Source organism: Pseudomonas sp. EpS/L25 (genome assembly GCF_001512295.1).
Classification (GTDB): Bacteria; Pseudomonadota; Gammaproteobacteria; order Pseudomonadales; family Pseudomonadaceae; genus Chryseomonas.
Genome location: NZ_LNUP01000002.1, coordinates 420,467 through 435,789, shown reverse-complemented (window position 1 = coordinate 435,789; position 15,323 = coordinate 420,467). Strand labels below are relative to the sequence as shown.

Sequence of the window (15,323 nt, the reverse complement as noted above, 5' to 3'; positions counted from 1 at the left end):
TGAAAAGGTCATTGCTGGCGCCAATCGCCCTCCACCTTGGCGTAGGTCAGCTGGCGGCCGTCCGCCAGGCTCAGGCGGGCGCGGGTGTACTCCGGCAGATCGACGCGGAAGTCTCGCCCTTCCAGATAGAGGCCGGCGCAGGCGCCCTGCTCGCCGCGATAGTCCAGCGGCTGGCGCTGCAGCTCATGGATGCTGCGGTGGAACAGCAGGCTGCCGTAGCCACGCACCGTCATGTCGGTGGAGATCAGGGTGCACCCCAGGTCCACCTGCCCACGCACCAGACTGGCCAGGGCTTGGTTCTGCCGGTCGATGGCGCCCCAGCCGGCGTAGGTGGCCAGGTCGCTGCGATAGGTCTGGGCGTTCTGCACCGCGGCCACCAGCAGTAGACCGGCGAGCAGGGCGCGGCCGCCCCCCTTGAGCACGCGGAAGGCCAGGACGATCACCAGGGCGGCCGGGAAGATGAACTTGAGGCGGTCGAAGGAGAACTGGGTGGCGTGCTGCAGCAACAGCAGGTTTTCCAGTAGCGGCACACTGGCGGCGACCAGCAGCAGGACCGTGCTGCGCGGCCAGTTCAGACGGCGCCGCCGCCACAGCAGTACGCCGCCGGCGATGGCCACGGCCGCGAGGAACAGACCGAAGGACAGGCCATAGCCGGCGAAGAAATCGGCCAGATGGGCGTTGTTCGGGCTGCGGGCGAGAAAGCGGCGGGCGAAGGCCTTGAGGGTCGGCAGCAGGCCGGCGGCCAGGCTGTAGTGCAGCAGGATCAGCAGGCCGGCCAGCGCGGTGGCGAAGGCCAGCCGCCAGGCCAGGCGCTGGCCGTCCGGCAGGTGTCGGCGCTGCAACCAGAGCAACGCGGCCAGGCCACCGCCGAACACGTAGCCGGTCCACTCGGTCAGGGCGCCGAAGCAGACCAGGGCGGCCAGCAGCCAGCCGAGGCGTGTCCGCTGGCGGCCCGCGGGGGCCTCGAGGTAGTGGAAGAAGGTAAGCAGCCCAGCCAGCAGCAGCACCTGGTAGAAACTCTGGACCCAGTACAGCAGCCCCTGGGAGAGCAGCGCCTCACGACTGAACACGGCCAGCAGGCACCCCAGGGTCGCCGCGGTGGCGGCCAGGGCGCGACTGGCCGCGTTGCGCCGCATGACCAGGTACAGCAGGCGGAACAGCAGTAGCGCCGTCAAGGCACCGAGGGCGGCATTGAACAGCGCGAGATTGTGCAACGAAGGCGGCAGGCCCGCCGCCTTCAGCCCCAGGTAGGGCGCGAGAAAACCGTAGCTGCTGAAGCTGGTGTAGACGTAGTCGCCCGTGCGGGTGGGGATGGTGGCGCCCCAGGACACCTGCTTGTCGTGGCTGCCGCCCAGGGTCACGGTGGGCAGCCACCAGTGCTGGGCGACGCCGGATTCGTCCAGCGCATCGAGGCTGAGCACCACGTGATAGCTGGCTTCGAGATTCTGGGCGCCGACGCCGTCGCGGAAATCCGGCAACCGCCAGAGCAGTGCGGCCAGCAGCAGCAGGACGACCGCCAGGCCGCCCAGCCAGAAGGGCAACCGCCGGGCCTGGACGCCGGTATGGGTGACGCCGGATAACACGCTCATCGTTCCTGTCTCCTGACAGCCGTGCAGTCGAGAACGCCGTCCAGGGCAGTGAAGAACCAGGACGCCGCCATCCGCGGGCCTGGTACAACCGGTGCAAAACCGCCCTCGCCGGCCATAGGCCACGCGAACGGGTAACCGGGCTTCAACCGTTGACTACATTCAGGAAGCCGTACAGAGACGTCATCGCCGGGATGACGCGGAACGCGCAGAACCGTCCACCATCACGACGGTGAACGGCTAGAAGCAGCCCACGATCCGGCGCGTGGAATCGGCGGTCGTTGGGCACTACGTCATGTCGCGAAGAAGACTGCCTTAGCACCCTGACGCTGCCAAGACGGCAGTCGTCTCGTTCTGCACGGGCAGTCACACTTTTGGCCTTTGCTTTCGCTTAGAGTCGAAGTGGCACCCAGCCGGTAAGGTGCGGATGCCCGATCTAGCGCCTGGCGTTCCACCAGGTGCGAAGATGCGAATCCCGTTTCGCCACCTTCCCGACGCGTGCGTTGCGCGTGTCCTCTTGCGACGGATGTCCCTCCTGAACTCGCCCAAGGCCCGACCCCGCATGGACATGTCGCACCAGGCTCTACCCGCCGCCCCCGCCGCCGCGGACATAGGTTTCGCCCGCTATTGCGCGGCCCTCTGGCGCCACCGCGGCAGCCTGCTCGCCTGGGTGGGAATCTGCACCCTGGCCGGGTTGGCCTACGCCCAGTTCGCCGCGCCGCACTACCAGGCGGTGGCGACGGTGCAGATCGAGTACCAGCGCGGCATCGTGCGGCTGGACGAGGCGGACAACGGCCGCCCTCTGCCGCCGCCCGAAGCCATCACCGAGATGCAGTTGCTGACCTCGCGACGCGTGGTGGGCGAGGTAGTGGATGCCCTGGGACTGGACCTGAGCGTCACGCCGCGGCGCCTGCCGCTGCTCGGCGATTGGCTGGCTCGCCGCCACGAGGCTGGCAGCGCCGACATCGCCACCGCCCGCTTCGGCCTCGGCCACTACGGCTGGGGAGGCGAGCGCCTCAGGATCGCCAGCCTGACGGTGCCCGACGCCCTCTACGGCCAACCGCTGACCCTGCGGGCGGAGGCGCCGGATCGCTTCGTGCTCAGCGATGCCCAGGGGACGCAGTTGCTGGAGGGCCGCCTGGGCCAACCGGCCAGCGCCGGCGCCCTGCACCTGGACATCGCCCAGCTGCGCGCCTATCCGGGTACCGAATTCATCCTCGTCAAGCAACGTCGCGAGGTGGCCGTCCAGGCGCTGCAGGACCGCCTCAGCGTCAGCGAGCGCGGCAAGCGCTCCGGCATCCTGTCGATCCAGTTGCAGGACAGCGATCCCGGGCGGGCGCAGCGGATCCTGCAGGGCATCGTCGAGGCCTACGTCCGTCAGGACGTGGCTCGCAATGCCGACGAATCCACCCAGCAACTGGCCTTCCTGCGTCACGAGCTGCCGCAGGTGAGCCAGCGGCTGACCGAGGGGCGCCAGGCCCTGGATGCCTACCAGCGCCGCCAGGGCTCCATCGCCATCGGCGAAGAGGCGCGCAGCCTGTTGCGCCAGGCGGTGGACCTCGATGCCCAGCTCTCGGCCCTGGAGGTCGAGCGCCTGGGCCTGGCCCTGCGCTTCACCCCCACCCACCCGCTCTACCAGACCCTGCTGGCCCGGCGCCAAGTGCTGAACCAGCAGCGCCAGGTACTGCAACGCCGGCTCGGCAAGCTGCCGGAGACCCAGCAGGAACTGCTGCGGCGGCAACGCGAGGTGGAAGCGGCGGACAAGCTCTATGCCCTGATGAGCAAGCGCATCCAGGAACTGTCGGTGGTCCGCGCCGGTACGGTGAGCGACGTCCGCATCATCGACGATGCCTATGTGCAGACCGCCCCGGTCTATCCCAAGAAGCCGCTGCTGATACTCAGCGCCCTGCTCTTCGGCTGCCTGGCCGGTGGCGCCTGGGTCTATCTGCGCGCCAGCCTGGAACGCGGGATCGAGGACGCCGACGCCCTGGAGCGCCTGGGCCTGCCGCTGCTGGCGACTCTGCCGCTGGCCACGCGCCGCGAGCTGGGTGGTTGGCAGGCAGCATCCGACTCCAGCTACCAGGAGGCACTGCGCACCCTGCGCACCAGTCTCGCCTTCACCCGTACCGAGGCCCGCAACGATCTGCTGCTGATCACCAGCGCCAGCCCGGCGGCCGGCAAGTCGACGGTGGCCCTGCAACTGGCCCGGGTGCTGGCGGACGGGGGAACGCGGGTCCTGCTGGTGGACGCCGACCTGCGCCGTGGACGGCTGCATCGGCGCCTGCAACTGCCCCGCCGGCCGGGGCTGACCGATGTGCTGGCCGGCCTGGCGACCGCCGAAGAGGCGATCCAGCCCACCGGCCTGCCCGAGCTGGACTGCCTGGTGGGCGGCACCCGGCCACCCAATCCGGCCGAGTTGCTGCTGAGCCCGCGCTGCACCGAACTGCTGCGCGAGTTGCAACACCACTACGACCTGATCATCCTCGACACCCCGCCGGTACTGGCGGTGACCGATGCGGTCCTGCTGGCCGCCCAGGCCGGCACCTCGTTGCTGGTGACCCGCCATGGCTGCAACACCGCCAAGGAGATCGAGGCCACCCTGCGGCAGTTCGCCCACAGCGGCCTGGTGCTGCAGGGTGCCGTGCTCAACGCCGTGCCCCCGGAACCCTTCGCCCGCGGCACGCGGGGCGTCCTGACCGGTTGAGCACGGCAACTACCCGGACGCCACAGGGGTTCCGCCCATGATGGCGTCTTGCCACATCTTGTCATGAAAGCTCAACACAGAGGCTCTAGGCTGGCTTGACCTTCCGAACGGATTCGAACTGATGTCGTCCGCTCCCCTGCAAGCCTCCCGCGCCACCTCGCGTCCCAGCCAGCGCTGCGCCATCGATCTGTGCACCTCCTGGCCGGCGGTCGAGGCCGAGCACACCAATGCCATGGTCATGGACCTGTTCAACGAGCGGCGCGAGATCACCAGTCTCGCGGTGATCGAGCACGACCGCCCGATCGGCCTCATCAACCGCGACATCTTCCTCTCGCAGATGAGCAAGCCGTACCACCGGGAAGTCTACGACCGCAAGAGCTGCATCGCCTTCATGGACAAGGAGCCCCTGGTGGTGGACGCCGGGCTGTCCATCGAGGAACTCACGCGGCGGACCGTCGAGGTGGGCGAGAAGGCCCTGGCCGATGGCTTCATCGTCACTCGCGAGGGTCGCTTCGCCGGTCTCGGCCTGGGTGTGCAGCTGATGCGCATCGTCGCCGATCTGCAGGCCGAGAAGAATCGCCAGATCATGTACAGCATCGAGTACGCCAGCGTGATCCAGCGGGCCATGCTGCGCAGCTCCCGCGAGGCCCTGGCGATCATGGAGCAGGACGCCACCCTGGTCTGGCAGCCGCGCGACGTGGTCGGCGGCGACTTCTATCACTTCGCCCAGTACCAGGACGGCTGGTTCGGCGCCATCGCCGACTGCACCGGCCACGGCGTGCCGGGTGCCTTCATGACCATGATCGCCTCCGCCTCCCTGACCCAGGCGCTGCAACAGCTGGGGCCGCGCGATCCGTCCGCCCTGCTGGCGGCGGTCAACGTCAGCGTCAAGGCCATGCTCGGCCAATCCGGCGACCTGTCGGAATCCAATGACGGCCTGGACATCGCCTGCTTCTGGGTGGATCGGCGCGACCATCTGCTGACCTATGCCGGCGCGCGCCTGGCGCTCCATGTGCTGCCGCCCGACGACGCCACGGTGCTGACCCTGGCACCTTTGCGCATCGGTCTCGGCTACGCCGACAGCCCCGCCGACCAGAGCTGGCAGGCCACCACCCTGCCCCTGCAACCGGGCAGCCTGCTGTTCGCCACCACCGACGGCCTGGTCGATCAGATCGGCGGTCCGCGCCGGACCTCCTTCGGCAAGCGACGCGCCCTGACCCGGCTGGTCGACTCGCGACTGCCCACCGCAGAGCTCTGCCGGCAACTGAGCGAAGACCTCGCCACCTGGCAAGGCGACGAGCTGCGCCGGGACGACCTCACCTTCCTCTGCATTCGCGTGGCTTCGCTGACATGATGAAATCCTTCGCTCAGGACGGCGCCTTCCTCGAGATCGCCCAGCAGCAACACGTCATCTTCTATCACCTGGGTTACTTCTCCCATGGCATCGTCGCCGCCATGGCCGAGGTGGTGAAGCTGCAACTGGAATTCGAAGGGGTCGCCGGCACCACTCGGCGCAAGCTGTTCTCCTCCTTCATCGAATTGTCACAGAACGTCCTGCATTATTCGGCGGATGCGTTGCCCACGGAGCCTCCCGAAGACGCCAAGCTGGGACAGGGCTCGGTCTGTATCTCCCGCCAGGACGGCCATTACCAGATGCTCTGTGCCAATCCCATCGCCAGCGACAAGGTGAACGCCCTGCGCGACCGCCTGGAGCCGCTGCGCAGCATGTCATTGGAGCAGATCAAGCAGGCCTATCGCGAATCCCTGCGCGCCGAGACCCCGGCCGACAGCAAGGGCGCCGGGCTCGGCTTCCTGACCATGGCCCGGGATGCCAGCGCACCGCTGGAATTCGCCTTTCATCCTTCCACGCAGGACGCGGGCATCACCCTGTTCTGCCTGAAAGCCACCATCTGATCAGGGCCACTCTCGTATGGACACCGTGTTCATCGCTCCCACGCCCACGTCGCCGGAAGTGGATTTCCGCTTCGCCGAAGACGTGCTCTGGCTCAAGGGAGAATCCTTTCCCGAGAACGCCGCCGCCTTCTACCTGCCGGTGATCGAACGCCTGCGCGCCTATCTGGAGCAGCGACACGGCGCCACCATCCTGGTGCACGTCGCCCTGGCCTATTTCAACAGCTCCAGCACCAAGATGCTGTTCACTCTGTTCGATGCCCTCGATCAGGCGGCCCAGGCCGGCAACGTCGTCGAGCTGCACTGGTACTACGACGCCGAGGACGAGACCATCCAGGAATTCGGCGAGGAGCTGCGGCTGGACTTCGAGGCCCTGGTGTTCGTCGAACACCCCGAGCTGCCGGCATGACCACCAGCGCCAGACGCTACAGCCCGGCCAGCGTCGGGCCCGACCTGTTCGAGCAGGAAGCCGCGGTCCTGCAGGCGGCCCGCGCCCTGTACGCGAGCGGCGACAGCTCGGGCGAGAGCTACCGGGCGGCGCTGGGTGAGCTGAGCCTGCACTTCGAGCGGCTGATGCGCGAGACGCGGCGGCTGATCGCCCGCAGCGACCGCGCCGAACGGGAGATGAACGCCCTGAACCAGCAGTTGCAGACCCTCACCCAGCAGTTGGAATACCGGGCCAGCCACGACGCCCTCACCGGGGTGTTCAACCGAGGCGCGGTGATCGAGCATGCCGGTGGCATTCTGCGCCAGTCCGGCGGCGCCATGATCGTGCTGGACATCGATCACTTCAAACGCATCAACGATGAATTCGGCCATCCCGCGGGGGACAGGGTCATCCAGGCCATCGCCCGCTGCCTGCAGGAGATCGTCCAGGAACCGGCCATCGTCGGCCGGGTGGGCGGCGAGGAATTCACCGTGCTGCTGCCGGCCTGCGAGCCTGGCGAGGCCCTGGTCGTGGCCGAACGCCTGCGCCAGCGCATCGCCACGGACACCACGGGACCGGCTCCGGTGACCGCCAGCTTCGGCCTCAGCCTGAACACCCCGGGCACCGCCTTCGACATCGCCTACAGCCTGGCCGACGCCGCCCTCTACCAGGCCAAGCGTGGCGGCCGCAATCGCGTGGTTCTGGCCGACTAGCCGCCGGACCGCCCTGGGTCATGGCCCAGCGCGTCCTCGCCCCCTCCCCAGGCAAAACCGCCGCTGTCCCGGCGAGGGTACAGCGGCGGCTGGACAGCTACCGGTCAGGTCAGGACTGTTTCCAGTCCGGATAGCGACGCTTGTCCGCTGCCGGCGGGAAGTACTGGTAGAGCCAGGTCTCGCTCAGGGCGCGGTCCTGGGTCCGGATGAAGGCGCGCATCGCCACCGGCTCGGTGCTGTCGCTGGTGGGATACCAGTCGAAGATGACCCGGTAGCCGCCGATCTCGTCGATCTTCAGCACGTGGAAATCCTGCACCTTGCCGTCCGAAACGGTCACCACCGGCTCGATGCCGGTACCCTCGGGCAGGAACGACAGACCGCCACCGTTGAAGTCCAGGGCGAAGCGTCGTGCCCAGACCTTGGGCCAGTGCTCTCCCGGCGCCCAGCCCTCGGGAAAGCCGCCGATTCCGGAACGGGTGGCATAGACCCGTGCCAGCGGCGTGCTCACCGGCGGCAGCGCGCTCCAGTGCAGCTTGTAGCCGTAGTGCAGCGACTTGCCGGCGGTGATGGTCTCCGCCGGCGCCCAGAAGGCCACGATGTTGTCCAGGGTCTCGCCGGTGGTGGGGATCTCCAGCAACTGGATGGCACCCTCGCCCCAGGCGGTGGTGGGCTCGACCCACAGGCTCGGCCGGCGGTCGTAGCGCACCATGACGTCCTGGTAGCTCTCGAACTCGTGATCGGTCTGCACCAGGCCGAAACCCTTGGGACTCTCGTCCTTGAAGGCGTTGAACTGCAGCTTGGGAGGGTTGTTCAGCGGACGGCAGATCCACTCGCCATTGCCCTTCCACATGGACAGGCGATCCGAGTCGTGGATCTGCGGGTGGTAGGTGGTGCAGGTCTGGCGCTCGTAGGTGCCGCAGCTGAACATGCTGGTCATGGGCGCGATGCCCAGCTGCTTGATGTCGCGGCGGGCGTTGACGTTGGCGTCCACTTCCATCACCACCCGGTCGTTCAGACAGTCGATGTCGAAGCGATAGGCGCCGGTGGCGCTGGGCGAATCCAGCAGCGCATAGACCACGAAGCGGGTGCTGTTCTTGTTCGGGGTGACGAACCAGAACTTGGTGAAGTCGGGGAATTCCTCGGGGCGATCGGCATAGGTGTCGATCGCCAGGCCGCGGGCCGACAGGCCGTACTGGCGGGTCTTGTCCACCGCGCGGAAGTAGCTGGCGCCGAGGAAGGAGACGATGTCGTACTGCGCCAGGTGTGGCGCCTTGAACAGCTTGAAGCCGGCGAAACCCAGGTCGCCCTTGAGCTGGCCCTGGTCGACGCCGCTGTTGTTGTAGCTGAACAGCTCGGGGCGGAAGTGGACCTCCTTGGCCTGCTTGGTCTTGGGGTCCACCGAGTACATGCGTACCGGCGTCTTGAAGCCCATGCCGACGTGGAAGAACTGCACGTCCAACTGCCCTTTGACGTCATGCCAGAGCGAATGCTGGGCATCGTAGCCAATGGCGTTGAACTGCTGGGGCGTCATGTTCGCCAGGGTGTCGGGCAGCTTCTGGGCGGTCGGCTGGTAGGCCTGGCCGGCCAGGTCCTTGGCATGCTGCTTGAGCCAGTCGTAATCGAAGGCCTGGCCTTCGCCATCGGCCGGATTGGCGAAGGCCTGGAGGGCGAACAGCCCGGTGGAGGGAATGCCGGTGTAGGCCGCCAGGGCCAGGGACGCTTTGAGCAGGTGTCTACGCTGCATGGATCAACCTTGGTCACTAAGGATGAAAGATTCGGCCCAGCCGAACCGCCAGAGAGAAAAAAGAATGCACGATACCCCGATAGGTTCGCCATCGCACCGGTGAACTGCAGCCCAGCGCACGCTCTGGGCCGCCAGGACGGTAACCAAAGCTTTCCGGATCACAGTTCGGGTTACCGATCATCGCGCAAAGGCGCATCATCAGGCCTGCCTTCGACCGCGCCTCCTGTATCCAAGCGAGCCCAGCCATGTCCAGCGCCGTCATCGCCTTCGGGCAGTCCAGCCCCATCCTGCGCATTTTCGATGACGAAAAGGCGCGCGAATTCCACTGCCAGTTCCTCGGTTTCCGCCTGGTCTGGGAGCACGGATTCGAGCCGGGGCTGCCGCTGTACGCCGAGGTCGAGCGGGCCGGCCTGCGCCTGCACCTCTCCGGACGCCTGCCCGGACGCGACGGTCTTCGTCCGCACGACCGGCATCCGCGCCTTCCAGGCCGAACTGCTCGCCCAGAACTACGGCTTCGCCCGTCCCGGCCTCGAGGAGGTGCCCTGGGGTCTGGTGATGGAGGTCGCCGATCCCTTTGGCAATCGGCTGAGGTTCTGCGAGCTGGCCTCGGAGGCGTGAGCGGCTCCTCTGCGGATCGCGGCCATGGGCCGCTCCTACGGGTACGGACACCACCGTAGGAGCGGCCCATGGCCGCGATAGCCTTCAAGCCGGTGCAGGCTCGACCGTGGGCACCGCCCCCTCCTCCACCTGCCACCAGCTCGGCAGCAGCGCCCTGACCTCGGGTTGGGTGAATCTATCGTCGATGAGATAGAGGCAGCCGCGATCCTGCACGGTGCGGATCACCCGGCCGGCGGCCTGGATGACCTTTTGCAGGCCCGGATAGAGATAGGCGTAGCGATAGCCGTCGCCGAAGCGCCGTTGCAGGCGCTGGCGCAGCTGTTCGTTGACCGGATTGAGCTGGGGCAGGCCGAGGGTGGCGACGAAAGCGCCGATCAGGCGGTCGCCGGGCAGGTCGATGCCTTCGCCGAAGCTGCCGCCGAGCACGGCGAAACCGATGCCGCGACCGTCGGCCCGGAAGCGCTCGAGAAAGGCCTGGCGAGCGGCTTCGTCCATGCCGCGGGCCTGGCGCCACTGGGGGACCTCGGGCGCCCGCTCGGCCAGGGCCTCGGCCACCTGATCGAGATAGTCGAAGCTGCTGAAGAAGGCCAGGTAGTTGCCCGGCCGCTGGCGATAGCGCGCCGCGATCAGGGCGGCGATGGGCACCCGCGACGCAGCACGGTCGGCGTAGCGGGTAGAGAGGCGCACCAGGCGCACCTCCAGCTGCTCGGCAGCGAAGGGCGAGGCGACATCGACCCAGGCACTGCCGGCCGGCACCCCGAGCAGGTCGCGATGGAAATGCGCTGGCGTCAGGGTGGCGGAGAACAGGGTGCAGCTGTGGGCCGCCGCCAGCCGCGGGCCGACGAAGGGCGCCGGCACCAGGTTGCGCAGATGGAGTTGCGACTGCGCCTTGCCGCGACCCTTGAGCAGGGTGACGTCGAACAGCGAGTGATCGCCGAAGGTCTCGCCCAGGCGCATGAACTGCAGCAGGTCGAAGAACAGCGTCTGCAGCTCCGGCGCCGGCGGCTGCCCGGATTCACCGAAGTGCTCGGTGAGCAGGCCTACCACCCGTTGCAGCGCGGTCAGGAAGGCAGCGGGCAATTCCAGCTGTACCTGGTAGTCGACCCGTTGCTCCTTGTGCAGGCGATTCCATTCGCGATTGAGCGCCTGCAGCCCCTTGGCGATGGCCGGCGGCGCCACCGCCCTGCCGGCCGCCAGACGGCGTTGGTCGAGGCTGGCGCTGTACATGCCGCGGGCGCGGTCGAGCAGGTTGTGGGCTTCGTCCACCAGCACCCCGACCCGCCACTCCTGGGTCTGGGCCAGGGCATGGAGCATGGCGCTGCCGTCGAAGTAGTAGTTGTAGTCGCCCACCACCACGTCGCTCCAGCGCGCCAGTTCCTGGGCCAGGTAGTAGGGGCAGACCTCATGCGCCAGGGCCGTCTCCCGTACCCGCTCGCGAGTCAACTGCGTGGGTTCGGCCAGGGCGGCGGCGCGGGCGGCCGGCAGGCGGTCGTAGAAGCCGCGCGCCAGCGGGCAGGATTCGCCATGACAGGCCAGCTCCGGGTGCTCGCAGGCCTTGTCCCGCGCCACCAGCTCCAGCACCCGCACCGGCGCGGCCAGGGTCTCGAGACCGTGCAGGGCCAGGGCGCGGCCAGGGGTCTTGGCGGCCAGGAAGAACAGGCGGTCGAGGTTCTGCCGGGGCATGGCCTTGAGCAACGGGAACAGGGTGCCCACCGTCTTGCCGATGCCGGTGGGCGCCTGGGCCAAGAGGCAGCAGCCGACGCTGGCGGCCTTGTAGACGGCTTCGGCCAGGGGCCGCTGGCCGTGGCGAAAGTCGGGATGGGGAAAGGCCAGGGTCGCCAGGGCCAGGTCACGCGTGGCGCGATGGGCCAGTTCCTGGCGCGCCCAGGCGAGAAAGCGCGAACACTGCAAGTCGAAATGCGCGGCCAGGTCCGCGGCCGTCCACTGCTCGGTGAGGACGGTCTCGGCACCCGTGCCAATGTCGAAATAGACCAGCGCCAGGGTCAACCCAGGCAGCTCGCGGCTCTGGCAGAGCAGATGGCCATAGACCTTGGCCTGGGCCCAGTGCAACTGGCGGTGATTGCCCGGCTGGCGCTCCAGGCTGCCCCTGTGGGTCTTGATCTCTTCCAGGCGCTTGGCGGCAGCGTCGAAGCCATCGGCGCGGCCGCGCACCTGCAGGTCCTCGAACTCGCCCTGCAGGCTGACCTCGCGCTCATAGTCGGGTCCGCGCCGCGCCGCCACCCGCTGGTGGCCCTCGATGCCTTCCAGGGCGGTGGGCGACGGGGTGAACCTGAGGTCCAGATCGCCGGCCTTGGCGGTGAATTCGCAGAGGGCGCGAACGGCGATGCGATAGCTCATGCGGGGGTCGCGGCCGCCTGCCACTGCACGTGGCAGACGCTGACCGGGATGTCATGGGCGGCGAAGAAGTCCAGCCAGCGGCGCTGGTTGTCCTGCAGGCGGTCGCCCGGGCCCTTGACCTCGATCATCCGGTAGCGGCCTTCCGCCGGCCAGAACTGGATCAGGTCGGGCAAGCCGGTGCGGTTGTTTTCAGGGTCTTCCAGCAGCCGCTCGAAGCACAGCCGCAGATGCTGTGCCGGCAGGCAGGCCAGGGCCTGGTCGAGCAGTTCGCTGCTCAAGATACCCCAGGCGACGAAAGGCGAGGCCAGGCCGCGCTTGCCGGCGAAGCGCTCGCGGATCACCGCTGGATAGGAGCCATCGTCGAGCCGCGCCAGGCAGGTGGCGAAAGCCTCGGCGCGCCGCTCGCGAAAACCCGGCAGGCGCAGGTCGGCCGGCTCGCGCTGGTAGGGGTGGAAGAAGGCGCCGGGGATGGCCAGAAAGACGGCGTCCCAGCACAGCAGGCCGAACAGGCTGGTGAGCAGGGTGTTTTCCACGTAGTGCACCGGCGCCTCGTCGCGACCCAGGTGCTCGCGCACCAGCCACTCGACCCGGCGCAGGCCATCGTTGACCAATTCGAAATCGAGGCGCTCCACCGGGCTGGCCGGGCGGCGCCTGTTGGGCGGACCGCCCTGCTTGCGCACCAGCCGCGGCAGGATGCGCGCCACCTGCTGGCGCTCGGCGTCATGGGCTGGGGCAGCGACGATGGCTTCCGCCAGCGCCTGGGCGGCGGGCCAGTCCTCCAGCCGTTCGAGCATACGCAGGGCGCGGATGCGCGACTCAGGGTGCGCCGAGGCGGCATAGAGCGCCTGCGCCTGGGCCAGTTCGCCGAGGCGTTCGTGGTGCTGTGCCAGTTCGTGGAGCAGCTTGCCCCGACGCAATTCCAGCCAGGTATTGGCGAAGCGCTCGGCGGGCAACAGCGGCAGCAGCTCCGCGGCTGGCAGCCCATCGCGCAGCGCCTGGCGGCAGCGCTGGATGTGCAGATAGGCATCCACCTCGTGACGCTGGCCAAAGGCGCGGGATTCGGGACTGAAGGCCACCGTCTCGTACTGGAAGATACCCAGGTCGGCCAGCACGAAGTCGGTCCAGTCCTGGTGCAGGTTGCCGAAGAACAGCAGGCGCAGGCGGTCGCAGAGGTCCATCAGCGTCAGCCGCCAGACACCCTCCGCCACCAGCTCGGGCACCGGGCCGGTCCAGCCGCTGAAGGCCAGGGGGGTGGTCTGCTCAACGTCCAGGAGGGCCAGCCAGTCTTCCTTGCGCCCGGCCTTGGGCAGCCGGGCACCGAAGCAGCCGAGCAACTCCTCCTTGCGCAGCAGGGCGAAGAGCTCGATCAGGTGCAATTCGGGGTCGGCCAGCAGCCAGCCGAGGGTCACCAGGGGCTCTGCCGCGGCGCGGGGGCAGCCGATCTCGCCGTAGACCAGCTTGCTGGCGCGGAACACCTCGCCCTTGCGCATCACCAGGCGCACCAGCAGCGCGCGGGAGGGCTGCGGCAAGTCGGCGAAGGCGGCGATGAAGCCTTGTTCGCGATCGTCGAGCAGATCGGGATAGCGCAGGGCGACCCAGTCCAGTACCCGCTGGAAGTTGTGCAGATAGTAGAGGGGATCTTCGAGCGGAGCTTTCATGCGAAACGGGCAAGCAGGTAGGCGGCTGGCTATTTATCCAGCCCCGACCGACACGAGCAAGTCCGATGCGATGCGCGGTCGTCCGGCTGGAACGCTGGCTCTTCTTTCCGGTTGAAGATCGACATCACTAGTCATACGATGACTGACAAAGACCAACACAACTATAAGTCCAGGAGTCTGCGCGTGAAGATCAAACGCATCACCGTCACCCCCATCGCCTTTCGCGATGCCCCGCTGCTCAATGCCAGCGGTATCCACGAACCCTATGCGCTGAGATCCATCATCGAGGTGGAAGGCGACAATGGCTACGTCGGCCTCGGCGAAAGCTACGGCGACGCCCCGGTGCTGGCGGTGCTGAAGGCCATGGAAAGCAGCCTGGTCGGCCTTTCCGCCTGGGACCTCAATGGCCTGCGCGCCCGGGTGGTGGACACCGTCGCGGGGCTCGCCGGTGGCGTGGTGGCCGGCGCCGAGCTGGCGCCCGGCTCCCATCCGAGCAAGCAGGTGGCCAATGCCTATTCCGCCTTCGAGGTAGCCTTTCTCGACCTGCAGGCGCGCTCCCTGGGCATTCCCCTGGTGGAGCTGCTCGGCGGCGCGGTCCGCCGCGAGGTGCCCTTCAGCGCCTACCTGTTCCTCAAGTACGCCGAGCACATCGATGCGCCCTACCCGCCCGATCGCTGGGGCGAAGCCATCAGCCCCGCGCAGGTGGTGGCCCAGGCGGCGCGGATGATCGAGGAGAACGGCTTCCAGAGCATCAAGCTCAAGGCCGGTACCCTGCTCGGCCCGGACCACGAGGCGGCCTGCATCAAGGCGCTGCGCCAGGCCTTCCCGGAGACGCCGCTGCGCATCGATCCGAACGGCAATTGGTCGCTGGAGACCTCACTGCGCATCGCCGAGGTACTCAAGGACGACCTGCAGTACTACGAGGACCCGACCCCGGGCCTGGACGGCATGGCCGAACTGCACCGGCGCACCGGCATTCCCCTGGCCACCAACATGGTGGTCACCGACTTCGACGAATTCCGCCGCAGCGTGGCCCAGAACAGCGTGCAGATCGTGCTGGCCGACCATCATTACTGGGGCGGCCTGAGGGACACCCAGATCCTCGCCCGGCTGTGCGACACCTTCGGCCTGGGCGTGTCCATGCATTCCAACTCGCACCTGGGCATCAGCCTCATGGCCATGACCCATGTAGCGGCCGCGGTACCCAACCTCGCCTACGCCTGCGACACCCACTACCCCTGGCAGGAAGCGGACGAGGAAGTCATCCAGGGCGGCAAGCTGCCGATCAGGAATGGCTGCGTGGCGATCAGCGACGCCCCCGGCCTGGGCGTGGAGCTGGATCAGGACCAGCTCGCCAAGCTGCACGAGCAGTTCCTCTCCATCGACATCCGCAGCCGCGACGACGTGCGCCAGATGCGCAAGTACCAGCCGGACTGGGAGACTCGCAAGCCACGCTTCTAGAGCGACTTCGCTACCCGCCCGGTCCCTGACGACCGGCCCCGCGCCGGCCGTCGACGGCTCTGGTGCCCCACCCTTCGCCCTGTACAATCGGCGACGCACAGCAGTGCCAGAACAACGAGAAAAGACGTACAGGGAATTTGGGG

Annotated in this window: 10 protein-coding genes and 1 pseudogene; 7 read left to right on the top strand and 4 right to left on the bottom strand. The window is 67.9% G+C overall.

The features are described from left to right. Positions 1–8: 8 nt before the first annotated feature. Positions 9–1,589 (bottom strand): hypothetical protein, encoded by a 1,581-nt coding sequence (locus AR540_RS03215; protein WP_059226404.1) that lies wholly within the window; start codon positions 1,587–1,589, stop codon positions 9–11. 559 nt (positions 1,590–2,148) lie between these two features. Between AR540_RS03215 and AR540_RS03210 the strand changes: the two genes are divergently transcribed. The 5 genes from AR540_RS03210 to AR540_RS03190 all read left to right on the top strand — a co-directional run bounded on the left by AR540_RS03210 (position 2,149) and on the right by AR540_RS03190 (position 7,341). After that, positions 2,149–4,290 (top strand): polysaccharide biosynthesis tyrosine autokinase, encoded by a 2,142-nt coding sequence (locus AR540_RS03210; RefSeq protein ID WP_059226403.1) that lies wholly within the window; start codon positions 2,149–2,151, stop codon positions 4,288–4,290. A gap of 121 nt (positions 4,291–4,411) precedes the next feature. After that, a complete protein-coding gene (locus AR540_RS03205) occupies positions 4,412–5,644 on the top strand; it encodes a SpoIIE family protein phosphatase (protein WP_059226402.1) in 1,233 nt (410 codons plus the stop codon). Beyond that, positions 5,641–6,204 (top strand): SiaB family protein kinase, encoded by a 564-nt coding sequence (locus AR540_RS03200; protein ID WP_059226401.1) that lies wholly within the window; start codon positions 5,641–5,643, stop codon positions 6,202–6,204. Before AR540_RS03205 ends, AR540_RS03200 begins: the two co-directional genes overlap by 4 nt. A 16-nt stretch (positions 6,205–6,220) precedes the next feature. Then, on the top strand, positions 6,221–6,610 hold the full coding sequence (locus tag AR540_RS03195) for a DUF1987 domain-containing protein (protein WP_059226400.1): 390 nt from the start codon (positions 6,221–6,223) through the stop codon (positions 6,608–6,610). Continuing rightward, positions 6,607–7,341: a GGDEF domain-containing protein gene (locus AR540_RS03190; RefSeq protein WP_059226399.1), complete on the top strand. Its 735-nt coding sequence runs from the start codon at positions 6,607–6,609 to the stop codon at positions 7,339–7,341. Before AR540_RS03195 ends, AR540_RS03190 begins: the two co-directional genes overlap by 4 nt. 109 nt (positions 7,342–7,450) lie before the next feature. Here the strand turns inward: AR540_RS03190 and AR540_RS03185 are convergent, their stop codons facing one another. Next, positions 7,451–9,085 carry a glucan biosynthesis protein D gene (locus AR540_RS03185; protein ID WP_059226398.1) on the bottom strand — a complete coding sequence of 545 codons (1,635 nt, stop codon included), beginning with the start codon at positions 9,083–9,085 and terminating at the stop codon, positions 7,451–7,453. A gap of 245 nt (positions 9,086–9,330) precedes the next feature. On the opposite strand from AR540_RS03185, the pseudogene AR540_RS25950 reads away from it, so the two are divergent. After that, positions 9,331–9,703, top strand: a pseudogene (locus tag AR540_RS25950) (glyoxalase superfamily protein). Between the two features lie 84 nt (positions 9,704–9,787). Here AR540_RS25950 and AR540_RS03175 read toward each other — a convergent pair. Both AR540_RS03175 and AR540_RS03170 read right to left on the bottom strand, forming a co-directional pair. Continuing rightward, positions 9,788–12,061, bottom strand: coding sequence for an ATP-dependent DNA helicase (locus AR540_RS03175; RefSeq protein WP_059226397.1), 2,274 nt, complete (start codon positions 12,059–12,061; stop codon positions 9,788–9,790). Next, positions 12,058–13,719 (bottom strand): VRR-NUC domain-containing protein, encoded by a 1,662-nt coding sequence (locus AR540_RS03170; RefSeq protein ID WP_059226396.1) that lies wholly within the window; start codon positions 13,717–13,719, stop codon positions 12,058–12,060. The genes AR540_RS03175 and AR540_RS03170 overlap by 4 nt, the downstream gene beginning before the upstream one ends. 183 nt (positions 13,720–13,902) lie before the next feature. Here AR540_RS03170 and AR540_RS03165 point away from each other — a divergent pair, with 183 nt between their 5' ends. Continuing rightward, the gene (locus AR540_RS03165) at positions 13,903–15,180 is read left to right on the top strand and encodes a glucarate dehydratase family protein (protein ID WP_059226395.1); all 1,278 of its coding nucleotides are present in this window, start codon (positions 13,903–13,905) and stop codon (positions 15,178–15,180) included. Positions 15,181–15,323: the final 143 nt, after the last annotated feature.

Coding starts and splice junctions, on each gene's coding strand:
- AR540_RS03215 (WP_059226404.1), bottom strand. CDS start 1,589: ATGAGCGTGTTATCCGGCGTCACCCATACCGGCGTCCAGGCCCGGCGG.
- AR540_RS03170 (WP_059226396.1), bottom strand. CDS start 13,719: ATGAAAGCTCCGCTCGAAGATCCCCTCTACTATCTGCACAACTTCCAG.
- AR540_RS03205 (WP_059226402.1), top strand. CDS start 4,412: ATGTCGTCCGCTCCCCTGCAAGCCTCCCGCGCCACCTCGCGTCCCAGC.
- AR540_RS03195 (WP_059226400.1), top strand. CDS start 6,221: ATGGACACCGTGTTCATCGCTCCCACGCCCACGTCGCCGGAAGTGGAT.
- AR540_RS03175 (WP_059226397.1), bottom strand. CDS start 12,061: ATGAGCTATCGCATCGCCGTTCGCGCCCTCTGCGAATTCACCGCCAAG.
- AR540_RS03210 (WP_059226403.1), top strand. CDS start 2,149: ATGGACATGTCGCACCAGGCTCTACCCGCCGCCCCCGCCGCCGCGGAC.
- AR540_RS03190 (WP_059226399.1), top strand. CDS start 6,607: ATGACCACCAGCGCCAGACGCTACAGCCCGGCCAGCGTCGGGCCCGAC.
- AR540_RS03185 (WP_059226398.1), bottom strand. CDS start 9,085: ATGCAGCGTAGACACCTGCTCAAAGCGTCCCTGGCCCTGGCGGCCTAC.
- AR540_RS03200 (WP_059226401.1), top strand. CDS start 5,641: ATGATGAAATCCTTCGCTCAGGACGGCGCCTTCCTCGAGATCGCCCAG.